Annotated in this window: 19 protein-coding genes, 1 other RNA gene and 1 pseudogene; 7 read left to right on the top strand and 14 right to left on the bottom strand. The window is 66.0% G+C overall.

Translation table 11 applies throughout. The annotated features are described in order from the left end of the window. Positions 1-315: 315 nt before the first annotated feature. Positions 316-825, bottom strand: coding sequence for a disulfide bond formation protein B (locus tag OKW43_RS27670; protein ID WP_187635547.1), 510 nt, complete (start codon positions 823-825; stop codon positions 316-318). 74 nt (positions 826-899) lie between these two features. Beyond that, entirely contained in the window at positions 900-2279 is a 1380-nt protein-coding gene (locus tag OKW43_RS27665) for an amidase (protein WP_429450939.1), read from the bottom strand. 214 nt (positions 2280-2493) lie between these two features. Here OKW43_RS27665 and OKW43_RS27660 point away from each other — a divergent pair, with 214 nt between their 5' ends. From OKW43_RS27660 to OKW43_RS27650, 3 genes are all read left to right on the top strand, one after another. Beyond that, entirely contained in the window at positions 2494-4251 is a 1758-nt protein-coding gene (locus OKW43_RS27660; protein WP_429450937.1) for a cation:proton antiporter, read from the top strand. A 127-nt stretch (positions 4252-4378) separates the two neighbouring features. Then, on the top strand, positions 4379-5830 hold the full coding sequence (locus tag OKW43_RS27655) for a gamma-glutamyl-gamma-aminobutyrate hydrolase family protein (RefSeq protein ID WP_429450935.1): 1452 nt from the start codon (positions 4379-4381) through the stop codon (positions 5828-5830). A 183-nt stretch (positions 5831-6013) separates the two neighbouring features. Beyond that, complete coding sequence (locus tag OKW43_RS27650) at positions 6014-6727, top strand: DUF2968 domain-containing protein (RefSeq protein ID WP_429450933.1); 714 nt, start codon at positions 6014-6016, stop codon at positions 6725-6727. A 19-nt stretch (positions 6728-6746) separates the two neighbouring features. On the opposite strand, the gene OKW43_RS27645 is transcribed toward OKW43_RS27650, so the two are convergent. Both OKW43_RS27645 and OKW43_RS27640 read right to left on the bottom strand, forming a co-directional pair. Then, positions 6747-7775 carry a hypothetical protein gene (locus OKW43_RS27645; RefSeq protein WP_429450931.1) on the bottom strand — a complete coding sequence of 343 codons (1029 nt, stop codon included), beginning with the start codon at positions 7773-7775 and terminating at the stop codon, positions 6747-6749. A gap of 111 nt (positions 7776-7886) precedes the next feature. Then, positions 7887-8414 (bottom strand): GNAT family N-acetyltransferase, encoded by a 528-nt coding sequence (locus OKW43_RS27640; protein ID WP_187635541.1) that lies wholly within the window; start codon positions 8412-8414, stop codon positions 7887-7889. 258 nt (positions 8415-8672) lie between these two features. On the opposite strand from OKW43_RS27640, the pseudogene OKW43_RS27635 reads away from it, so the two are divergent. Then, positions 8673-8903 (top strand): annotated as a pseudogene (locus tag OKW43_RS27635) (MFS transporter); the annotation flags it as partial. A 148-nt stretch (positions 8904-9051) separates the two neighbouring features. Here OKW43_RS27635 and OKW43_RS27630 read toward each other — a convergent pair. Next, positions 9052-10899: a tetratricopeptide repeat protein gene (locus tag OKW43_RS27630; RefSeq protein ID WP_429450929.1), complete on the bottom strand. Its 1848-nt coding sequence runs from the start codon at positions 10897-10899 to the stop codon at positions 9052-9054. 135 nt (positions 10900-11034) lie between these two features. Between OKW43_RS27630 and OKW43_RS27625 the strand changes: the two genes are divergently transcribed. Further along, entirely contained in the window at positions 11035-12759 is a 1725-nt protein-coding gene (locus OKW43_RS27625) for an FAD-dependent monooxygenase (RefSeq protein ID WP_429450927.1), read from the top strand. A 101-nt stretch (positions 12760-12860) separates the two neighbouring features. On the opposite strand, the gene OKW43_RS27620 is transcribed toward OKW43_RS27625, so the two are convergent. Genes OKW43_RS27620 through OKW43_RS27605 form a run of 4 tightly spaced genes read right to left on the bottom strand, consistent with a single transcriptional unit; the run spans position 12861 to position 18180 of the window. Then, the gene (locus OKW43_RS27620; protein ID WP_187635538.1) at positions 12861-13115 is read right to left on the bottom strand and encodes a formate dehydrogenase subunit delta; all 255 of its coding nucleotides are present in this window, start codon (positions 13113-13115) and stop codon (positions 12861-12863) included. An 8-nt stretch (positions 13116-13123) separates the two neighbouring features. Beyond that, positions 13124-16108, bottom strand: coding sequence for a formate dehydrogenase subunit alpha (gene fdhF, locus OKW43_RS27615; protein ID WP_429450925.1), 2985 nt, complete (start codon positions 16106-16108; stop codon positions 13124-13126). A gap of 15 nt (positions 16109-16123) precedes the next feature. Beyond that, positions 16124-17698 (bottom strand): formate dehydrogenase beta subunit, encoded by a 1575-nt coding sequence (locus tag OKW43_RS27610; RefSeq protein WP_429450923.1) that lies wholly within the window; start codon positions 17696-17698, stop codon positions 16124-16126. After that, positions 17695-18180: an NAD(P)H-dependent oxidoreductase subunit E gene (locus tag OKW43_RS27605; RefSeq protein WP_429450921.1), complete on the bottom strand. Its 486-nt coding sequence runs from the start codon at positions 18178-18180 to the stop codon at positions 17695-17697. The genes OKW43_RS27610 and OKW43_RS27605 overlap by 4 nt, the downstream gene beginning before the upstream one ends. A 135-nt stretch (positions 18181-18315) precedes the next feature. Here OKW43_RS27605 and OKW43_RS27600 point away from each other — a divergent pair, with 135 nt between their 5' ends. Continuing rightward, on the top strand, positions 18316-19395 hold the full coding sequence (locus OKW43_RS27600) for a substrate-binding domain-containing protein (RefSeq protein WP_429450919.1): 1080 nt from the start codon (positions 18316-18318) through the stop codon (positions 19393-19395). Between the two features lie 130 nt (positions 19396-19525). After that, entirely contained in the window at positions 19526-19792 is a 267-nt protein-coding gene (locus tag OKW43_RS27595) for a hypothetical protein (RefSeq protein WP_187635533.1), read from the top strand. A gap of 114 nt (positions 19793-19906) precedes the next feature. On the opposite strand, the gene OKW43_RS27590 is transcribed toward OKW43_RS27595, so the two are convergent. From OKW43_RS27590 to ompA, 5 genes are all read right to left on the bottom strand, one after another. Beyond that, a complete protein-coding gene (locus tag OKW43_RS27590; protein ID WP_187635686.1) occupies positions 19907-20182 on the bottom strand; it encodes a hypothetical protein in 276 nt (91 codons plus the stop codon). Between the two features lie 17 nt (positions 20183-20199). Continuing rightward, positions 20200-20569: a transfer-messenger RNA gene (gene ssrA, locus OKW43_RS27585) on the bottom strand. 132 nt (positions 20570-20701) lie between these two features. Next, a complete protein-coding gene (gph, locus tag OKW43_RS27580; RefSeq protein ID WP_187635532.1) occupies positions 20702-21415 on the bottom strand; it encodes a phosphoglycolate phosphatase in 714 nt (237 codons plus the stop codon). Between the two features lie 42 nt (positions 21416-21457). Beyond that, a complete protein-coding gene (gene ubiG / locus OKW43_RS27575; protein ID WP_187635531.1) occupies positions 21458-22156 on the bottom strand; it encodes a bifunctional 2-polyprenyl-6-hydroxyphenol methylase/3-demethylubiquinol 3-O-methyltransferase UbiG in 699 nt (232 codons plus the stop codon). Positions 22157-22396: 240 nt separating this feature from the next. After that, positions 22397-23044 (bottom strand): outer membrane protein OmpA, encoded by a 648-nt coding sequence (gene ompA, locus OKW43_RS27570; RefSeq protein ID WP_187635530.1) that lies wholly within the window; start codon positions 23042-23044, stop codon positions 22397-22399. Positions 23045-23232 lie beyond the last annotated feature (188 nt).

The raw sequence follows: 23232 nt of genomic DNA, 5'->3' as shown, positions 1-23232 counted from the left end.
TCGGAAGACAGTGCGGACCGGGCGCGCGTTACGCATGGGGTCGCAAAAGCCGGCCTCGCGCACGTAGATCGCCATCCATACCCGAAGATAGCACTACCCCGGCCCGAAAATATTTTCCGCGTCGCATGAAGCTCATGCGGCGGCGGTCATGATCCCGGTACGAGTCGCGCGGCGGCGAACGACGGGAATGGCGCGCGATCCGGGAACGCCGCGTGAAAAAAACGCCGGACTCCGGTCGCCCGGCATGGGCGACACGAAGTCCGGCGTCATTGGCAACGCGGATCGGCAGGCAGCCTGGCGGCGAGTTCGGCCCCCTCAGGCCACCCGGCGGCGATTGCGCACGAGGCTCAGCACCAGCGCGACGAACGCGACGATGAACGCGACGCCCGACCACATCGGCAGCGTCAGCCCGAGAATCGGCGGATACGCGGTTTCGCACAGGCCCGCGACCTTGAACACGCTCGGCAGCCACTGTGCGGGCGGCAGGCTGTCCACCACCGGCTGCAGCGCGTCGAAGCCGCAGCTGAAGCCCGGATTCGCCTGGATATATACATGACGCGCGGCCGTCGCGATGCCGGCGAGTGCCGACAGCGCGGCCATCACTTCGAGCACGCGCACCCCACGCCAGTGGTTGAAACGCGCGCCGAGGAACGCGAAGATCGCGATCAACAGAAAGAAATAGCGCTGGATGATGCACAGCGGGCACGGGTCTTCGCGCAGGCCGAACTGCAGGTACAACGCACCGCCCACGAGGGCGACGCAGATCAGGCCGAGCAGAACCAGCAGGGTGCGCTCGCGGCGCAGCATCGCGGAGTCGTTATTCATGGATCTTCGATTGGGTCTGGAGACGAAAGGACGGGTGCCCGCGATTCTAGCGCGAACCCTCGTCGCGCCGCGCTTTACCGGATCGCGTTCAGCACCGCCTCGGCCGCGCGGCCGATCGCGAGCAGCGCGTCGTCGGCATAGGGGGCGCCGGCCAGCATCAGGCCGACCGGCGCGTCGCCGCGCAGATGGCATGGCAGCGACAGCGCGCAGCTATCGAGGAAGTTGAACGCGCTCGGATTACGCAAGATCAGCGCGTTGGCGCGGCCGAACGTATCGTCATCGCGCAGCAGGTCGGCCAGACGCGGGGGCACGACCGGCACCGTCGGCGCGACGACCGCGTCGAAACGCTGCCACAGTGTGCGCGCGGCTTCGCCGAGCATTGCCTCGCGCTCGGCGAGCAGGTCCAGATAGTCGACCGCGCTGGCCGGCTGTCCCTTCATGATGCGCACCAGCACGCGCGGATCGTATTGCTCGCGATGCTTGTCGAGCAGCGGACGATGCCACGCATACGCCTCGATCGACGGAAAACCGAAGCGGTTGATCTCCGGCAGGCGCTCGAGCGGCGCGAAGCGCACCTCGCTGACGATCGCGCCGGCCGCTTCCAGATGCTTGAGCGCGGTATCGATCGCGCGCGCGACTTCGGGCTCGATGCCGTCGGTCACGAAGTTGGTCAACACGCCGAGGCGCACGCCCTCGAGCGGCCGCGCGGCCGGGATGCGCGGCTCGAGCCCCGCAAGCATCCGGTCGACCAGCGCGCAGCACGCGACCGACACGCCGATCGGCCCGAACGAATCGAGCGTCGACGACAGCGGCACGCCGCCCTGCTTCGGGATGCGCGCGGCGGTCGGCTTGAAGCCGGTCAGCCCGCACAAGGCGGCCGGAATGCGGATCGAGCCGCCAGTGTCGGTGCCGAGTGCGACCGCGGCCATGCCGTCGGCGACCGAGGCGGCCGCGCCCGACGACGATCCGCCCGAGACCCGTTCGTCGCCCTTCACACCGCGCCGGTACGGCGACAGCGGATGGCCGTAGTGCGGATTCAGGCCGAGCCCGGAAAACGCGAACTCGCTCATGTTGGTGCGCCCGACGATCACGGCGCCGGCCCGCTTCAGACGCGCGACCGCGACCGCATCTGCCTTCGCGGCGGGCGCGTCGGCGAGCACGACTGAGCCCGCGCGGGTCGGCTGGCCTTCGAGGTCGAACAGGTCCTTGACCGACACCGGAATCCCGGCGAGCGGCGACAGCACGGTGCCGGCCGCGCGCAAGCGGTCATGCGCGTCGGCGGCGGCGCGCGCGGCAGCGGCGTCGACATGCATGTAGACGGCGGCGCCCTGGCCGGCCGGGTCGGCGATCCGGTCGAGCGCGGTTTCGACGAGCGCGCGGCTCGTGGTGCGGCCGGCGGCGAGATCGGCGGCAAGCTGGGCAAGCGGCGGAAAGGGAGCGAATTCAGTGGCCATGATGTCGGTAGAAATCGGGTGGAGCGCCGGTCGGGCGCATGAGCGGGGCAGGGTCGAGCCAACGGGAAAGGTCCGTCTGCATTGTAGAGCAAGGTTTTGCGGCCGAGCGGCCCGAGGCGGGCGGCGGCGCTCGGCGCGCGCATCCGCCAAAAACAAGGCTGGGGCGTTTGTTACACTGCGCTTTCTGAGATTACTTTTTGTAAGGAAGGCGCTCATGCACCAGGGCATCGGCTTCATCCAGGATCTGGCCGTCGTGATGGCGCTGGCCGGCGTCGTCACCGTGCTGTTCCATCGCCTGAAGCAGCCGGTGGTGCTCGGCTATATCGCGGCCGGCGTGATCATCGGGCCGTACACGCCGCCGTTCCAGCTGATCCACGACGAACAGACGATCCAGACGCTCGGCGAACTGGGCGTCGTGTTCCTGATGTTTTCGCTGGGTCTCGAGTTCAGCCTGCGCAAGCTGTTCAAGGTCGGCGCGACGGCGATCGTCGCCGCGCTGTCCGAGATCGTGCTGATGCTGTGGATCGGCTACGAGATCGGCAGCGCGTTCGGCTGGGGCCCGATGGACTCGCTGTTCCTCGGCGCGATCCTCGCGATCTCGTCGACGACGATCATCGTGAAAGCGCTGTCCGACCTCGGGCTCAAACGCGAAAGCTTCGCGCAGCTCGTGTTCGGCATTCTGATCGTCGAGGATATTCTCGGCATCGCGATGCTGGTGCTGCTGACCGGCATCGCGCAGACCGGGCAGCTTTCGGCCGGGCTCGCCGCCGTCACGCTCGGCAAGCTGCTGCTGTTCATGACGGTGTCGCTGCTGATCGGTGTGCTGCTCGCGCCGCGCGCGCTGAACTACGTTGCGCGCACCGGTAGCGACGAGATGATGCTCGTGTCCGTGCTCGGCTTCTGCTTCGGCTTTTGTCTGCTGGTCGTCAAGCTCGACTACAGCATCGCGCTCGGCGCGTTCCTGATCGGCGCGATCATGGCCGAGTCGCGCCATCTGCATCGGATCGAGCATTTGATCGCGCCGCTGCGCGACGCGTTTTCCGCGATCTTCTTCGTGACGATCGGACTGATGCTGAATCCGGCCGTGATGCTCGACTACGGGTGGCCGATCGCGGTCATCACGCTCGCGGTGATCGTCGGCAAGATCGTGTCGTGCGGGCTTGGCACGTTTCTGTCGGGGCAGGACGCGCGCACGTCGATGCGCGTCGGCATGACCGTATCGCAGATCGGCGAGTTCTCGTTCATTATCGCGACGCTCGGTTTGACGTTGAAGGTGACGAGCGGGTTTCTGTATCCGATCGCGGTCGCCATATCGGCGTTGACCACGCTGACGACACCCTATCTGATCCGCGTCGCCGATCCGTTTACTCGCCGCATCGCGCGCGCGATGCCCGTCACGTTGTCCAACGCGTTCGGCATGTATGGGCAATGGCTGCGCAGCCTGATGACAGCGCGCGGCGAGCCGACGCTCATCGGCATGACGCGGCGCATCGTATTGCAGATTGCGGTCAATCTGGCGCTCGTCGCGGCAATCTTCCTCGCCGTGTCGTATAGCGCGCCGCATAGCGGTCGGCTGCTCGCGCACTGGCTCGATGACGAACCGCTGCAACGCGTCGTGCAGTGGAGTGTCGCGCTCGTCGTCTCACTGCCGTTTCTGGTGGCCGTCTATCGCAAGACCAAGTCGCTCGCGCTGCTGCTCGCCGAAGTCAGCGTGCAGCCGATCACCGCGGGGCGCTTCACGAGCGCGCTGCGTCATGCGATCGCCGACCTCGTGCCGATCGTGTCGATGATCGGCGTGTTTCTGCTGGTGGCCGCGCTGTCGGGCAGCATCCTGCCGCCAACCGGCCTGCTCGTCGCGGTGCTGGTGTGCGCCGCGCTACTGCTCGCACTCGTGTGGCGCTGGTGCGTGAAGATTCATGCGTCGATGCAGATCGCGTTGCGGGAGACGTTCGAAGAGCAGCCAGATCCTTGACTCATCGCGTTCGGTTAACGCTTCGCAACAATGTGAGTAATTGTGTGCGGGTTTGCGGGGCCTGCTGCACTGACGGATAATCAGGGCATATTCATTCGTTCGCGTGCAAGGTGCCCGTCCGACAGTCATGAGCGAAAACAAACCCGAAAACGCCGGCACGACCGGCAGTCCGCAGCCGGCCTCACCCGCGCCGAGCGGCGCGCCGGCCGAACCGGCCGCCTCGCTTCCTCCGTCGCATGAAGATGCCGCCCAGTCGGTCTCCAAAGACACGAGCCCGGCTGCCGAGCAGGCGAAGGTGAGATCGTCGACCGACGATCCGATCAGCGCATCGGCGCTCACCCCCGAAGATCCGCGAACGGCGCGGCTGCGGGACGCGGCCGAGGCGCGCAGCGCCGCCGCCGAATCGACCGCACGGCAGGAAGCCGCGGTGCACGAGCGCGAAGCGCGGCGCGGCGGTACGCGCAGCGTCGGCGCGACCACCGTGAAACCCGATCCGGTCGCGAAACCGCCGGCGGCCGCCGGCGAGCCGCACGCGGGCGACGTCAGCGCCGCGGACATCGCCACCGACGACGAAATCGCCACCGAGGAAGCCGCCGCGCCCACGAAGCATGCGCCCGGCTCGCCGCCGCCCGGCTTCGGCGCCGCACCCGATTTCAGCGCCACCAACCCGCCGCCGCCCAGCGCGCTTCCGCCGTCGCCGCCGCGTTACCTGAAGCAGAGCGATTCGGCGTGGAGCGTGTTCGGCCGCATCATCGCGGCGCGCGCGCGACAGTTGTTCGATCGCGCGGGGCAGCGGATCACGCAGCGCACACTGCGCATCGGCGTGTCGGCGCGCATCTTCCACCCGGAACCGGGCGCGAAGGGCTTGCGCGGCAAGACGCTGCAGTACCTGGAGGAGTCGATCGCGCACTGGGTGATGTCACGCGACGTGCTGGTGTTCATGATCCCGACCGTCGGTCATCAGGGCATGCTGCATCCGAGCAACATCCGTCTGCGCGACTATGCGAAGCATCTCGATGGCCTGCTGCTGCAAGGCGGCGCCGACGTGTCGCCGCAGACCTATGCGGAAGCGGCGAACAGCCACGAATGGCCCGGCGACCGCGTGCGCGACATGTACGAGCTCGAGCTGCTGCACGAGTTCATCGAGTCGGGCAAGCCGGTGCTCGGCGTGTGTCGTGGCTGCCAGCTGATCAACGTCGCGTTCGGCGGCACGCTGTATCAGGACATCGCAACGGAAGTGCCGACCGCGAACGCTCACGTCAACGAGAACTACGATCAGCACCGGCACGGCGTGCACTTTCCGGATGGCTCGACGCTGGTGAACATGTTCCCCGGGCGACGCGACGCGATCGTCAACTCGATTCACCATCAAGCGGTGAAGACGCTGGGCCGCGATCTGAATATCGAGGCGGTGTCGGCGTCGGACGGCATTATCGAGGCCGTGCGCTACCGGCGCGCACCGTTCGTGATGGGCGTGCAATGGCACCCGGAGTTTCATCGCGCGGGCGGGCCGGAGCTGCTCGATTGCACGCCGTTGCTCGATACCTTCCTGCGGGTCGCACGCGAGACGCGGTTCTAGGCGCGGCGGGTTTGCGTTGGCGCGGCATGCACGGTTGAGTGTGAGCACGCTCCCGCGGCTGCGTACCGGTCCCGCGATCTATCTCGATTTCGAGCGGGTCCACGCGGTGGCCAGGCGCTTCGCATCACGGTAAATCCAAGCGATAATCCAACGCTATTGTGGATTTGCGTGGAGCGGCCAGTTATGAAGTACTCCTCGATTATTCGGCGCGTGATGTTGCTCGCCGGTGCCTACGCGTTGTGGCATACGGGTGTCTCAATGGCGCAGCAGGACGGCGCCAGGGTGCCGCTGGCGGGCACGCGGCCGGCTGTGGGCGAGCTGACGCCACAAGAGGTTGGCGCTCGCTCCGACAATGCACCCGCGGTGCCCGCAGATACACCCGCCGCGGCGCGCGGCGACGTCGCCGAACTGATGCAACTGATCCACGATGCCAATCTCAGCGAATTGCGCACGACCTACAACGGCAGCTACGGTGCGAGCCTGTTCTTCTATCCGCGGCAGATCACGTACTACGTCGCGTTGTTTCAGAACAAGCATTTCTGGCGCGTGATCAGGAGCGATTCAGCGGAACGCGCGGAGGCGATCTACGCCGCATTCGCGCAGCAGACGCAGCAGCTCGCGGACGTCGAGATTCGCCGCACGCGTTTGCAGGCGCAGAATGCGAATCTGCAAGGCATCATCGCGATATCGCGGCAGCAGGCGCAACGGCTGCAGGCCGATCTCGACGTCGCCCGCACGCAGCAGGCGACGGTCGACGACCGTCAGCGTCAGACGCACGACGAGGCGCTCGCGCTGCGCGCGGAGCGCGACAACGCGCAGGCGCAATTGGGTCAGCTTCGCAGCGAGGTCGCGCGTTTGCAGCAGCAGACGGAAGCCGGTTTGCCTGCGCCGAGGTAACAGCGAGGAACGGCGGCGCTCATGGCGCGAATTGTTGCGGGATTTCGGTGACGCGACGCTGCGCCATGTGGTTCATCCACTCGGTGCTGCTTGCCGGCAGATGGTTCGACACGGCGGAAGGCGGCAGCGGCGCGATGTCGCGCAAGGACATCATGGCGAACGTCGTCACGTCAGCGTATTCGTGTTCGCCAGATCGGGTATTTTGCACGCGCGAATCATGCAACGACGCGTTTGCGGCACGGCGATTCACCGGAAGCGGATGCGCTTGCGCGCGAAGCACACGACGCGCAGCAGATGAGCGAATCACCTCACGTGGCGCGGGCTCGTGTCGCGTGGTGTTGCGCTGAGGCGAAGCCGCTATCGGCGCGAGCGCGGCGGCGGCCACGTTGGCAGGTAATGGCGGGAGCACAGGAGCGGGTGCGACGGCCTCGGCGATCACTGGCGCTTCGGGTCTGGCAACCTGATGCTGCGCACGACGTTCTTCTACCGGCGCCGGCGCGTCACGACGCGCGATCAGGGCTTGCGCCGATTCCAGCATGTCAGAGGCCATGAGCCGAGGTGCCACAGGCTGATCGACCATCCACCACGCCAACACCGCGACGCAGCCGATTACGCCGGCGCTCACCGCGACCGTACGCCGATGCCACACAGTGCGCCGCTGCGCGATTCGCGGCGAGCGGGCCTTGAGCGCAATTCGCATTGGACCCTGAGGCACCTTCCGTTGCGTAACGGGACGCGCCGCGGTAGCGGTACGCGCAGGTTCACCGGCAGGCTGCGTGGCGTGCGCGACGCGCGCCTCTGCCGGACGCTTCGCACCGATCAGCACGCCGTCGATCGACACCCACTGCGCATACGACAGCAACCGCGGATCCCGGATGCAGACGGTGCGCAGCAACGCGGTGTACAGCGAATCGAGTCCGGCCCGCCAGCGCTGACGGACGGGCCGCAACGCCCAGTCACGGCCGAACGGTTCGGGCAGGCGGTCGAGCGGACGGAGACGGGGAAGCGCGAATGCGCCTTCGATCAAGGTGAGCGGCATGCTGGTCATCGGTTTCCTGAAGCCATCGGCAACAGAAAATGATCCCTCGAAACTACGTCGTCCAGCCTTCAGATGACTCCGAAAACGAAGACATCAGCGCACGCGCCGTCGCCGCGACGTTCAAGGCTTCAAGCGGTACACGTAGCGCAACGCAGTGATATCCACGCCACCCATATGGTCGGGCTCCGCGCCGACGAACTGCCAGCCGTGCCGTTCGTAGAAGCCGATCGCCGCGGTATTGCCCTCGAGCACGTACAGATAGAGCTGTGCCTCGCCCTGCGCGCGCGCCCAGTCAACGGCCGCGCGCATCAGCGTTTTGCCGACGCCGATGCCCTGATAACCAGGCAGCGCATGCAGGTTGTCGAGCAGCACGCCCCACGCGGACTCGGGCTGACGCTCGACACACACGAAGCCGGTCGGCTCGCCAGCCAGCTCGGCGATCAGCACGATGCGGTGCTCGCCGCCCGGCGCGCCGAGACGCGCTTCCCAATAGGCGGCGCGTTCGCGCGTGACTTCGCCATCGAGGAACGCGTCGGGCAACAGACCGCGATAGGTCGCCTGCCAACTGACGCTATGGATCGACGCAATCAGCGAGGCGTCCTCGAGCATGGCGGGGCGCACGGAAAGAGCAGGAGTGGTGGTTCGCATCGGAGTGGTCAACGGAATGGTCTCGCGCGGACAGTCTACCGGTCCGCCCGTTAGTGTCGCGCGTAAGCAAACTGTATGCGTTTCGTGGCGACCTCATCAGCAGTAACATTACGTGGCATCGGCCCCGCATCAAGCTAAGCGTTTACCCTGGTATCGGATGGCATCCGCTTGCCAAACGCAGTGGATCCTCCCAACTGCCCGCTCGTCACCGTCCGCGTCGATCCGTCCCACAGGGCGGCGGGCCCATCCGAGAGTGTCATGTCCACTGCGACCCACGCCGCTTCCACCACGGAAGAATCCAGGGTCAAGACAGTGTTCCGCGTCGTCAGCGGCAACTTTCTTGAGATGTACGACTTCATGGTCTATGGCTACTACGCTTCGGCGATCGCCAAGACCTACTTCCCGAGCGGCAGCGAATTCGCGTCGCTGATGCTGTCGCTGTCCGTGTTCGGCGAGGGCTTCCTGATGCGTCCGCTTGGCGCGATCGTTCGCGCGTCTGCTCGCGACGCTGTTCCTGTACCGCACGCCGGAGGCGCGCAATCAGTATCGGGCGGCCTGACGGGTTCGCCTCGTCTTCTGAAAGCAAAAAACCCCGCGACAGCGGGGTTTTTTGTTGGCGGCGCATGGCTGTTCGTGGCTAACCGTGCCGCAATTTGTTGGCGACCACATCGACGACTTCATCCCACGCGCCCGGCCTCGGCTGACGCACGAGCGTCGCACCGGGATACCAGGGGCTACGCGTGTCGCCGTCGAACCAGCGCCAGTCGGCGGCGAACGGCAGCATCAGCCATAGCGGCTTGCGCAGCGCGCCCGCGAGGTGCGCGATCGACGTGTCGATCGACACCACCGCGTCGAGCCGCTCGACGATCGCCGCGGTATCCGCGAAGTCGCCGATGCGATGGTCGAAGCGATGGATCGCGGCCGCCCGCGGATGCGCGTCGAGCGCCGCACGTTCGTGTTCCGACAGATCGGGCTGCAGCACGATCCAGTCGATCCCGTTCAGCGCGAACAGCGGCTCGAGCGCGGCGAGCGGCATCGTACGGGTTTCGTTGCGCTGGATGCGCCCCGACCACGCGAGCCCGATCTTGCGCTTCGCCTGACCGCCGAGCGAGCCGCGCCATTTGCGGCCATAGGCCGGCGGCACGTTCAGATACGGCGTGCGCGCGTCGATCGTGTCGTAGCGCGTGCCGAGCGCGAGCGGCAGACTCAGCAGCGGAATCTGCAGATCGGCGGCGGGGCGCGGCTGGCCCTGAGCGATCAGCGACACCCGCCACCTCTGCGCGGCGGGCGCGAGCAGCGGCACCAACTGCGGCTGCACTTCGAGCACGACGCGCGCGGCGCGTTGCGCGGCAAGCGGTACGAAGCGCACGAACTGCAACGTGTCGCCGAAACCCTGTTCGGCATGGATCAGCAGCGTGTGCTTGTCGATTGACTCGCCGTGCCAGCGCGGCAACGTCTGGATCGCCGGTTGCGCGGCGGTTTGCAACCGCCATTCGTATTCGGGCAGCCCGCGCTCGAAGTCGCGCATCGCGAGCCAGGCGAGCGCGCGGTTCATATGCGCGGACGCGAGATCGGGACGCAGCCGCAGCGCCTGGTCGAGCGCGCGCACCGCGGCCGCGTGCGCGCCGAGCGCCTGGTGCGCGGTGCCGAGCGCAAGCCACGCAAGCGCGAATTGCGGATCGAGCCCGACCGCGCGCTCGAGATGTGGCAGCGCCTGTTCGGCACGGCCGAGCGCCGCGAGCGCGTTGCCCATGCCATAGATCGCGGGCGGCAGGTTCGGCTGCAGACGCAGCGCCGCTTCAAACGACGCGACCGCCTGCGCATGGCGGCCGATCGCATCGAACGTATTCGCGAGATTGAAATGCGCGGCGACGAAGCGGGGCTCGGCGGCGAGCGCGGCCTCGAAGCAGGGCACCGCCTCGTTCGGCCGATCGAGCGCGTTCAGCGACATGCCCAGGTTGTTCAGCGCGCCCGCATGACCGGGGCGCAGCTCGAGCGCGCGCCGGAACGACGCGATCGCGTCCGCGTGACGGCCGAGCGCGTGCAGCGCGTTGCCGAGATTGTTGTGCGACGACGCGTCGTCCGGCTGCAGGCGCAGCGAGCGTTCGAACGCATCGGCGGCGTCTTCGTGACGGCCTAGCGACGCGTACGCGTTGCCGAGGTTGTAGTGCGCCATCGGAAAGGTCGGCGCGAGCGTCAGCGCGTTGCGGAACTGCTCGATCGCGGCGTCGATCTGGCCGAGCGCCTTCAGCGCGTTGCCGAGGTTCAGCTGAAGCGCCGCGTCTTCGGGGCGCAGGCCGACCGCGCGCCGCACGAGCGCCGCGGCTTCGGCGTGCTGGCCCTGCTGGTGGCGCAGCACGCCGAGCAGATGCAGCGCGTCGACATGGCTGGGATTGTGGTCGAGCGTGGCGCGGTAGCCGCGTTCGGCGTCGTCGAGGCGGCCGTCACGATGCGCCGCGAACGCGCGGTCAAATACAGGTTGCATGACGGGGAGGGCATTCGAATCAATCAGACGAGGCCGCATTTTCCCATACTTGCGCAAGGGGCCCGGATTCGCGCGGATCGTGCGCGCAGGAGCGGCGGCGTACACTAGAACGCATTGTTGCCTCCGGAGTTCCGCATGGACGCTGCCGCCTACGACGCGTCGCCGGTGCTGATCGTCGGGGCTGGTCCGACCGGACTTGCCGCAGCGATGAGTCTCGCGCGCGCCCACATCCCTGTGCGTCTGATCGACAAGGCGCCGCAGCCGAATCCGCACTCGCGCGCGATCGGCATTCAGGCACGCACGCTCGAACTGCTCGAGCAGCATCGGCTGATCGAGCCGTTTCTCGAGCTCGGCCATCGCGCACGCGTCGCGAATCTGTTTTCGAACGGTACGCGGCTTGCGCAGCTCGATTTCGATCCGCTGCACACGCGCTATCCCTATCTGCTGTTTCTCGACCAGTCGGTAACCGAGCGGCTTCTGACCGAGCATCTGGCGACGCTCGGCGTGAGGGTCGAGCGCGGCGTCGAGCTAATGGCGTTCATGCAAGGCTCCGCGAGCATTCAGACGACGCTGCGCCGCGCCAACGGCCACACGGAAACCATGCGCCCGTCGTATCTGATCGCGGCCGACGGCGCGCACAGCGCGATTCGGCATCGCCTCGGCCTGAACTTCGAGGGCAAGACCATCGACCAGACCTTCCTGCTCGCCGACCTGCACGCGGAAACCGACTGGCCCGACGACGAGTTCCAGATCTTCGCGTCCGGCGACGGTCTCGTCGCGCTGTTTCCGATGGGCCATGGCCGCCATCGCCTGATCGCCGATCACGCGGTCGAGCCGTCGGGCAGCACCGCGGCGCCGACCCCCGCGGTGCTCGGCGAGCCGCCGCTGGACGCGACGCCGGCGCCGTCGCTCGAACAATGCAAGGCGCTGATCGCGCGACGCGTGCGCGAGCGGGTCGACGTGTCGGACCTCGCGTGGTCGGCATATTTCCACGTGAATAGCCGGATGGTCGATCGGCTGCGCGTAGGCCGTATCTTCCTCGCCGGCGATGCCGCGCACGTGCACAGCCCCGCGGGCGCGCAGGGCATGAATACCGGCATCCAGGAAGCGCTCAACCTCGGCTGGAAGCTCGCGCGCGTGATCGGTGGTGCGGCGCCGGATCGCCTGCTCGACACGTATCACGGCGAACGGCATCCGATCGAGCGCGACGTGCTAAGGCAGACCGGCTTCATCACGCAGATGGCGGAAGCCGATCACGGTCCGCTGAAGCTGCTGCGCGAGCGCGTGATGCCGGTGCTGGCCGCGCTCGGTCCGCTGCGCGATGCCGCGCGCGCGACGATCAGCGAGCTGTCGATCCAGTACCGACGCAGTCCGCTGACGCTCGAACGCGTGCTCGACGGCGGCCCGCGCGCGGGAGAGCGCGCGCCCGATGCGCTTGTGCACGTCGTCGACGGTCCGCTCGGTCGTGCGCCGGGTGTCGGCTGCATTTTCGATCTGCACGATCCGGCGTTCTTCTCGCTGTTTTTGCTGGTGCCGCCGCTGCCCGTCGACGACACGCCGCTCGACCCGGCCGCGAAACATGCGGCGCCGCCGGACCCGGAGCTGGAAAAGCTCGCCGCCGCGGTGGAGCGGCTGCTGCCGAACGCGGTGCGCATCTGGCGCGTCACGGATACGACCGGTGATGGCGGCCCGGCGCTGTCCGAATCGTATGGGCGCACGCGGCCGTCGTTTTATCTGGTGCGGCCCGACGGCTATATCAGCGCGCGCGGACGCACCGGCTCGGACCTGCACGGTCTGGTACGGCACTGCGAGGCGTGGTTTGCGGTGGGGGGAGAAATACCGGAGCAGGCGTCGTTGTGATCACAGCCGCCTGTTTCCCGTTGCGTGGCCCGTGGGCACAAGCACGCGAGCGGCAGGGATTGCGCCGCCGCGCCCCGGTGATCGAGCGAACGGCCTAAAGCCTAAGCCGCTGGCGCCTGCGCAGGCGTCAACTTCTCGCGATACCTGACGATCGCCTCGCGAGTGAAGTCCGATAGCGCGATGCCATACGTGTCCGGCGCTTCATCGAGCGTCGCTAGCAGCGCGCGCCGCATGCGCGGCTCCCAGGAGCGGCGGATATGCTCGGCGACGCCGGTCAGCGCTTCCTCGTGATCGGGCATCGACTCGAAGAAGTCGCCGATCCGGTTCGCCATGTCGATCAGATTCCGTTTGTCCATCGCTCGTCTCACTTGCCCGCGGTGACGGCCGCGGCCGCATTGGCCAACTCGCGCTGCTTCAGCAGCTCGAGCTGTTCGCTATTGAAGCGCGAATACTCCTGCTGCCATTGCGACGGCTGCTCGACCGGCATCACCTGCACCGCGGTCACCTTGTATTCGGGGCAGTTGGTCGCCCAGTCGGAGCTGTCGGTCGTGATCACGTTCGCACCCGATTCGGGGAAGTGGAACGTCGTATAGACGACGCCCGGCTGCATCCGCTCCGTCACCTTGGCGCGCAACACGGTCTGCCCCGCGCGCGATTCGATGCCGACCCAGTCGCCGGTTTTGATGCCGCGTTCGTCCGCATCGTGCGGATGCAGTTCGAGCCGGTCTTCCTCGTGCCAGCGCGAGTTCTCGGTGCGGCGCGTCTGCGCGCCGACGTTGTACTGCGACAGGATGCGGCCGGTCGTCAGCAGTAGCGGATACTTGCGCGTGACCTTCTCCGGCGATGCGATGAACTTCGTGATCACGAACTTGCCCTTGCCGCGCACGAAGGTATCGACGTGCATCGTCGGCGTGCCGTCGGGCGCGTCCTCATTGCACGGCCACTGGATGCTGCCCATTTCGTCGAGCTTGCGGTACGACAAGCCGTGGAAGGTGGGCGTGAGCCGCGCGATTTCATCCATGATCTCGGACGGATGCGAGTAGTCCATCTCGTAGCCGAGCGCGCGCGACAGCAGCAGCGTGACTTCCCAGTCCGCGTAACCGCCAAGCGGCGGCATCACCTTGCGTACGCGCGAGATGCGGCGCTCGGCATTGGTGAACGTGCCGTCCTTTTCGAGGAACGACGAACCGGGCAGCAGCACGTGGGCATACTTGGCGGTTTCGTTCAGGAAGATGTCCTGCACGACGATGCATTCCATCGACGACAGCGCCGCCGCCACATGATGCGTGTTCGGGTCCGACTGCACGATGTCCTCGCCCTGGCAGTACAGACCCTTGAAACTGCCGTGCAGCGCGGCGTCGAACATGTTCGGAATGCGCAGGCCAGGTTCCGGTTGCAGTGTGACGGCCCAGTCGTTTTCGAACTGCGCGCGCACGAGCGGATCGCCGATGTGACGATAGCCGGGCAGCTCGTGCGGGAACGAGCCCATGTCGCACGAACCCTGCACGTTGTTCTGGCCGCGCAGCGGATTCACGCCGACACCTTCGCGGCCGATGTTGCCGGTCGCCATCGCCAGGTTCGCGATGCCGATCACCATCGTCGAGCCTTGCGCGTGTTCGGTGACGCCGAGGCCGTAGTAGATCGCGGCGTTGCCGGCGCTCGCGTAGATGCGGGCGGCTTCGCGCACCTGTTGCGCGGGCACGCCGGTCGCTGCTTCGGTCGCTTCGGGTGAGTTTTCCGGCAGCGCGACGAAATCGCGCCACTGCTCGAACGCGCGCGTTTCGCAGCGCTCGGCGACGAACGGCTGGTCGAGCAGGCCTTCGGTGACGATCACATGCGCGAGCGCGTTGACGATCGCGACGTTGGTGCCGGGCCGCAATTGCAGATGATGCGACGCCTTCACGTGCGGCGTATCGACTATGTCGATCCGGCGCGGATCGACGACGATCAGCTTCGCACCCTCGCGCACGCGCCGTTTCAGACGCGAGGCGAACACCGGGTGGCCATCGGTCGGATTCGCGCCGATCACCATGATTACGTCCGCTTTGTCGACGGAGGCGAACGTCTGCGTGCCGGCCGATTCGCCGAGCGTCGTCTTCAGGCCATAGCCGGTCGGCGAGTGGCAGACGCGCGCGCAGGTGTCGACATTGTTGTTGCCGAACGCGGCGCGCACGAGCTTCTGCACGAGGTAGGTTTCCTCGTTCGTGCAGCGCGAGGACGTGATACCGCCGATCGAATCGCGGCCATGCTTCGCCTGGATGCGGCGGAATTCCGACGCCGCGTACGAGATCGCTTCGTCCCAGCTGACCTCGCGCCACGGGTCGGTGATCTTCGCGCGGATCATCGGCTTCGTGATGCGGTCCTTGTGCGTCGCGTAGCCCCACGCAAAGCGGCCCTTTACGCATGCATGACCCTCGTTGGCGTGGCCGTTCTTGTGCGGCACCATCCGCACGACCTGATTGCCCTTCATCTCGGCCTTGAACGAGCAGCCGACGCCGCAATACGCGCAGGTGGTGACGACCGAGTGCTCGGGCTGGCCGAGCATCACGACGGACTTTTCCTGCAAGGTCGCGGTCGGGCACGCGGCCACGCACGCGCCGCACGACACGCACTCCGATTCCATGAACGGCTGGTTCTCGCTGGCCGCGACGCGCGATTCGAAGCCGCGCCCGGTGATCGTCAGCGCGAACGTGCCCTGGGTTTCCTCGCACGCGCGCACGCAGCGATTACAGACGATGCACTTCGCCGGGTCGTATGTGAAGTACGGATTCGATTCGTCCTTTTCGTCCTTCAGATGATTCGCGCCGTCGAAGCCGTAGCGCACTTCGCGCAGGCCGGTCACGCCCGCCATGTCCTGCAGTTCGCAGTCGCCGTTGGCGGGGCAGGTCAGGCAATCGAGCGGATGGTCGGAGATGTACAGCTCCATCACATTGCGACGCAGCGACTGCAGACGGTCGGTCTGCGTGCGCACCTTCATGCCGGCTTCGACCGGCGTCGTGCATGAGGCCGGATAGCCGCGCCGCCCTTCGATTTCGACGAGACACAGGCGGCATGAGCCGAACGGTTCGAGCGAATCGGTCGCGCACAGCTTCGGCACGTTGACGCCAGCTTCGGCCGCCGCGCGCATCACCGACGTGCCGGCCGGTACGGTCACCGCCTGGCCGTCGATTTCGAGCGTCACGTCGACGTCCGAGTGGCGGGCGGGGGTGCCGTAGTCGGTTTCGTCGGAGAAGGGGTAGGCGGCGCGTGCCAGGGCTTGCGACTTGCATGCGCAGTTGCCTGAGCCGCAGCCGCCCCCCAGGGGGACTTCCTTCGGGGCGCCGGCGGGGGAGTTGAACTGGTCGGACATGGTGAACTCCTGGAGTCAGGCCGCGGCCGCTTTGGTGGCGTGGTCGGCGGTGGGATCGGCGGCGAGACCGAAGTCTTCAGGGAAATGATCGAGCGCGGACAACACCGGATATGGCGTCATGCCGCCCATCGCGCACAGCGAGCCGGACACCATCGTGTCGCACAGATCGCGCAGCAATTGCACCTGACGCGTCGACGTGTCGCCATTCCGAATCCGCGCGATCACTTCGACGCCGCGCGTCGAGCCGATCCGGCACGGCGTGCATTTGCCGCACGATTCGAGCGCGCAGAAGTGCATCGCGTATTGCGCGAGTTCGGCAAGGTTCGACGTATCGTCATGCACGACCAGACCGCCGTGGCCGATCACCGCGCCGACCGCCGCATAGGCTTCGTAGTCCATCGGAATGTCCCACTGGCTTGGCGGCAGATAGGTGCCGAGCGGACCGCCCACCTGCACCGCGCGCGCCGGCCGGCCGCTCGCGGTGCCGCCGCCGAAGTCGTCGAGCAGTTCGCGCAGCGTCACGCCGAACGCGAGTTCGACGAGGCCGCCTCGCTTGATGTTGCCGGCCAGCTGGAACGGCAGCGTGCCGCGCGAGCGGCCCATGCCGAAGTCCTTATAGAACGCCGCGCCGCGCGCGAAGATGATCGGCACCGTGGCGAGCGTGATCACGTTGTTGATCACGGTGGGCTGGCCGTAGAGACCCGCGAGCGCGGGCACCGGCGGCTTCGCGCGAACGATGCCGCGCTTGCCTTCGAGCGATTCGAGCAGCGCGGTTTCCTCGCCGCACACATACGAGCCCGCGCCTTTCGCGACGAACAGCTCGAAGCGCTGCCCGCTCGACAGCACGCTGTCGCCGAGCCAGCCAGCTTGACGCGCGCGGGCGATGGCCGCTTCGAGCGTCGCGATCGAGTGCGGGTATTCGCTGCGCACATAGATGTAGCCGACGCTCGCGCCGGTCACGATGCCCGCGATGATCATGCCTTCGATCAGCAAGTACGGATCGCTTTCCATCACGAGACGATCGGAGAAGGTGCCCGAGTCGCCTTCGTCGGCATTGCAGACGATGTACTTCTGCGCAGCCTTCGCGGCGCGCACGGTGCGCCACTTGATCCCGGCCGGGAAGGCCGCGCCGCCGCGGCCGCGCAGACCCGATTCGATCAAGGCTTCGCACGCGGTGTCGCCGTCGGCTTGCAGCGCGTTGCGCAGGCCTTCGAGACCACCATGCGCGACGTAGTCGTCGATGGACAGCGGGTCGGTGATGCCGATGCGCGCGAAGGTCAGGCGCTGCTGCTTCTTCAGATACGGAATCTCGTCGACCACGCCGACGCGACGCGCATGCTCGCCGCCGTCGATGAAGCCCGCGTCGAACAACGCGGCGACGTCTTCGACGTCGACATTCGCATAGCCGATGCGGCCTTCAGGCGTCGCGACTTCGACGAGCGGTTCAAGCCACAGCAAGCCGCGCGAACCGTTGCGGATCAGTTCGATTTCCACGCCGCGGCTCGCGGCTTCGCTGCTGATGGCTTCAGCCAGTGTATCGGCGCCGAGCGCGAGCGCCGAAGAGTCTCGCGGAACATAGAGGCGCGTCATGCCGGTACCTCCACGCGTTTGCGGGCTGCGGCGAATAGCGCATCGAATTTCTGCGGCGACACGCGCGCGTGCAATGTGCCGTTGAGCATCAGCGCCGGCGACAGCGCGCATTGGCCGAGGCAGTACACCGATTCGAGTTCTACCGTTGCGCCGTCATGGTGACCGGCATCGAAGCGGCAACCGGTGTGCGCTTCGATGTGCTGTGCGAGCGCCTCGGTGCCCATGCTGCGGCACGCTTCGGCGCGGCAAAGCTGCACCGTGACGGGCGCGGCCGGCGTGGTGCGAAAGTGATGGTAGTAGGTGATGACGCCGTGCACTTCCGCGCGTGACAGGTTCAGCGCGCGCGCGAGCGGTTCGACCGCCGCGGGCGGCACATAGCCGAGTTCGTCCTGGATCGCGTGCAGGATCGTGATCAGAGTGCGGCCCGGCTGCGCGTGACGTTGCACGAGCTGATCCGGCGCCGTGGCGAGAGAATCGTCCAAAGTGGGGGCTCCTCCAAAGCGATATATGCACTTGTTATTCATAATACGCGCACGTATGCTTCGCTTATTCGATATGGTATAGCCGAAAGATAGGCGGGCTAACCGGCCCGTGCAATAGGAAAGAGTCCAACATATATGGTCAGGATCGAATGCCAGGTCGAGCTGGTGGTGAAGGGCGCGGACGGCCGCGAGGCCAGCCTGACGGACGTGGTGCCGCTGCTCGCGCTCGTCAACGAATCTGGCAGCATTGCGCAGGCCGCGGCGCGTAAGGGTTTGTCCTATCGGCACGCATGGGGTTTGCTGCGCAGCATCGAGGAGCGGCTCGGCGGTCCGCTGATCGCGAAAGAGCGCGGGCGCGGCTCCGTGCTGTCCGAGCTCGGTCATGCGGTGCTGCGCGGACAGCGACTCTGCGGCGAGCGGCTCGACGGCAATCTGCAGGCGCTCGCGAGCGAAGTGGCGAGCGATCTGAATCGCTGGCTCGCGCCCCCCGCCGATGACGTGCGGATTCACGCGTCGCATGGTTATGCGGTGGCCGCGCTCGTCACCGCGCTCGTCGCCAAAGATCTACCGGTCGAGATCAAATATCGCGACAGTGCCGACGCGGTCAGCGCGCTCGCGCGCGGCGAGTGCGATCTGGCGGGCTTTCATCTGCCGCTTGGCGAGTTTCGTTCGGTGTGCGCCGATACCTACCGGCGCTGGCTCGATCCGCAGCGCCATGTGCTCGTGCATCTGACCCGGCGCAAGCAGGGGCTCTTCGTCGGCAAGGGCAATCCGAAGCGGATCGGCGGGCTCGGCGACCTTGCCCGCGACGACATCCGTTTCGTCAACCGCCAGCCGGGCTCGGGTACGCGGATGCTGCTCGATCTTGCGCTGCGACAGCTGGGTGTCGACCCGGACCGCGTCAACGGTTATGCGTCGACCGAATTGACGCACTCGGCGATCGCGGCTTTCGTCGCGAGTGGCATGGCGGACATAGGCTTCGGCGTCGAGCCGGCCGCGCATCATTTCGGGCTCGACTTCATTCCGATCGTCGATGAGGACTATTACTTCGCGTGCGACCGCGCGCATCTCGCTCGCGCGCCGCTCGCGACAGTGATCGATCTGCTGCGCGGCAGCGCGTTTCACCATCGCGTCGAGCAGCTCGACGGCTATGATCCGCGCGACTGCGGCAGGCTTCTCGATGTGCACGAGGGGCTCGGCGGCGCGCTCGCGTAACGGCGGCGTAAGAGCCTGTAATCAGAAAAGCGATGGTGCTCCGAGCGCGCCGCTGCGCGGCTCGTCGGTTTCGGCTACTCTCTTGGCTTCGCATCCGCTCTAACCGCGCGCCAAGACGCGCCGAACCGACATGAAAGCTCTTCTCCACGCATGTGCCGCCGCTGCCGCGGCTGGTGTGCTTTGCGCCACCGTTTCCGTTGCCTTCGCGCAAAACTCGCCTGGCGTGCCAGGCGGCATCCTGAACGACGAATTCCGCCTCAACGAGCATCCGCAGATGCCGTTCGCCGCGTCCGCGCCGTCGAACAAGTATCAGCACGGCCAACGCTCGCAGGCGCGCAAGCGCGGTGACCTGGGCGATCCGAGCGGCTGCAATCTGCAGTGCCCGAAAGACGAATGAGCGTTCGCTCGGGCTTTGCCCGAGCTTCCTGGTTTGACGCAACGCCGGCCCGTGGGTCGGCGTTGTGCTTTGCGGCTGGTGAATTCCGGCCCATCTGCCAGCCGGTTCGGTGTCTCAAGGCTTGGCGATGTGCCAGATTTCCTTGAAGCCGTCTCCCTTTGCATCGCCCGCCTGCTTGTCGGCCGCGTAGTGATTTCGACGACGTGCTTGACGAGCGACGACCTGTTTCGAGTTTTCGAGTATAGGCAGCGGCTGCGGATTTACCGGCTCGTGTTGAGTGTCCCGCTGAGCAAACGAGGGCGCCTGACTTGCCCCGCGAAGCGTTGCGGGGTGCCGAAAATGAAAAGCCCCGGCAGCGTTACACTGCCGGGGCTTTTCGGGGGCGTTCATCGCGAACGCCCAGTGTTTGGTGGAGGCGGCGGGAATCGAACCCGCGTCCAGAAGTCCTCTACGACCAGTTCTACATGTTTAGTTCTGTCTTTTGATTTAACCGCAGCGACGCGGACGAACACGCTGCGCTACGGCGATTCACTAAATTTTCGACCCGGACGTCGTGACGCCGCCAAGGCTTAACTGACGTATATGACCTCTGTCGGTATTGCTACCGGTCTTGCGACACTAGCCCGTCAGTGAACTAGGCAGAGGACGGCGGCCCTTAGGCTGCCAGTGCGAACGTATCGTCGTTTGCAGTTACGTTTTTCCCATTGATTAACGAGGTGACGGGTCCTCGACATGCCCTAGCCGCTTCGCAACCCCTGTCGAAACCAGGTCGCCCCCGCGGTTCGTTGCTCACATATATGAGCCAAAGGACATTTTACAATAGATCGGGGGCGGCGTCCGGACTCTTGGATGGCCGCTGAATGACGCAACCTGGTGCGCAAGTGTCGGACGCGCCTTTCAGCCGATCTGTCAGCCGACGTCGCGCAGCAGCGTCTGCAACGCGGCCGTCGATTCCACCACGTGCTGCGCGTGCCATCGTGTCGGCGGAATGTCGTTGCCACAATAGCCGTACGCCGCGGCTACGGTCTTCATGCCGGCCGCAAAACCGGCTTGCACGTCACGCAGATCGTCGCCGATATAAACGACGCGCTCCGGCGCGATGTCCAACTCGCGAGCTGCGTGCAGCAGCGGCGCGGGGTGCGGTTTCGAATGTGGGGTCGTGTCGCCGCTCACCACGCAGCCGGCGCGCTCCTCGAGTCCAAGTTGCGCAACGAGCGGCTCGGTGAGCCGCGCGACCTTGTTGGTGACGATGCCCCAGCGCACGCCACGCGCGTCGAGTTCGTCGAGCACTTCGGCGATGCCCGGAAAGAGTGTCGTCTCGATGCACAGATCCGCTTCGTAGTTCGCGAGAAACTCCTCGCGCATCGATGCGAATTCGTGATGGTCGGGCCCGATGCCGAACGCGCCGCAGATGAGTCCGCGCGCTCCGGCCGAAGCCAGCGGGCGCAGCTTTCCGAGCGGCACCATCTCGAGTCCCCGGTCGTGGCGCATCTTGTTGACGGCGGCCGCGAGGTCGGGCGCCGTGTCGGCAAGCGTGCCGTCGAGGTCGAAAAGCACGGCGAGGCAAAAGCCGAGCGTGTCGTCGTTGTCTTCGCGCTGCGGCAGGGGAGTCGGATCGCTCATGGGTTCGTTTCGGATGCGGCGGGTCGGGGCGGTACTGGCAGGTCAGGCGTCGCGGCGGCAGGCGAGCATATAGTTGACGCTCGTGTCGGACGACAGCGCGAAATGCTTGCTGAGCGGGTTGTAGACGATGCCCTTGATGTCGGCCGTGCGCAGCTCGGCGGCGCGCACGAAGCCGGCGAGTTCCGACGGGCGGATGAAGCGCGCGTAGTCGTGGGTGCCCTTCGGCAACATTCGCGCGATGTATTCGGCGCCGATCACCGCGAACAGATACGACTTCACGTTGCGGTTCAGCGTGGAGAAAAACACCCAGCCGCCCGGCTTCACAAGATTCCTGCAGGCCTCGACGATTGCGGCCGGCCGGGGCACGTGTTCGAGCATTTCCATGCAGGTGACCGCGTCGTACGTGCCCGGTTCGCGCGTGGCCAACGCCTCGGCGGCGATTTCTTCGTAGTCGACGGTTACACCACTTTCAAGACTGTGAAGGTCGGCGACGCCGAGGGCCTGCGCCGACAGGTCGATGCCCTTCACATTAGCGCCCAGACCTGCCATCGATTCAGACAGGATGCCGCCGCCGCAGCCGATGTCGAGCACCTTTTTGCCGGCGAGGTGCGCGTGCGCATCGATCCAGCTCAGGCGGATCGGATTCAGTTCGTGCAGCGGTTTGAATTCGGCGTTCGGGTCCCACCAACGATGCGCGAGGTCGCTGAATTTCTGTAGTTCGTGGGGATCGGCGTTGGTCATGGCGAAGGCTGCCTCGATGAGAGCGGTGAGCGGACGCTCGAGGATAAACCCTGAGTATATAGGGCGAGAGAAAGGGCGGCAAAAGCGCGGCGGGTAGCGGTGCTGATGCGATGCGAGTTGCCAGCCGCTAGTCGCGGAGTGGGGACGTTTCTCCGTCGCGCGTCACGGAACATCACAGCCCCCGCGCATAAAAAAAGCCCCGCTGAAGCGGGGCTTTCGACACTGCGGTAATTTTCCAGCTTACTGCTTCGGCGTACCGACAACTTCGACTTCCACGCGGCGGTCCGGTGCGAGGCAGGCGATGAGTTGCTTGCGGTTCTTCTGGTTGCAACCGGTGGTAACCGGGTTGCGACGGCCCTTGCCTTCCGTGTAGATACGGTTGGCTTCGACGCCCTTGCTGACCAGGAAGGCCTTCACAGCTTGAGCACGACGCAGCGACAGACGGTCGTTGTAGGCGTCCGAACCGATGCGGTCGGTGTGGCCCGTCGCGACGACGACTTCGAGGTTGATGCCCTGGATCTTCGATGCCAGTTCGCCCAGACGTTCCTTGCCGGCCGGCTTCAGGATTGCCTTGTCGAAGTCGAACAGCGCATCAGCTTGATACGTAATCTTTTGGCTGGAGATAGCCGGAGCCGGAGCGACCGGTGCCGGCGGGGTCGGAGCTTGAGCAACCAGAGCGCCGTCGCACTTGGCGTTAGCCGTTGCGGGCGTCCAGAATGCATCGCGCCAGCAAAGCTCGTTCGTGCCATTCATCCACACGTATTCGCCAGTACCATTCACCCAGTTGTCGTTGGTAGCTTGTCGCGACGCCGGCACCGACTGCGCCATGGCGGATGCAGCCATAACTGCGGTAGCTGCAATGAACGCGAGCTTTGAAAGTTTATTCATATTTCTCCTCTCGAAATTGAGATTACCGCAGGTTTACTGCGAGCCTGTTGACGAAGACCAGTCATACATTGCTCGAAGTATAACATTGGTGGGGAACAAAAACTGTCTGTGTAGACTTCGAGCAGTGTCTGACTCTTTGTGCGTTGGCATTTTGCCATATCGTTCCCTTCCGACGAAAAAAAAATCCG

It is taken from the genome of Paraburkholderia sp. WC7.3g (assembly GCF_050436345.1).
Lineage (GTDB): Bacteria > Pseudomonadota > Gammaproteobacteria > Burkholderiales > Burkholderiaceae > Paraburkholderia > Paraburkholderia podalyriae.
The sequence above is the reverse complement of the archived record's forward strand: the minus strand, read 5'-3'. Positions and strand labels throughout refer to the sequence as shown.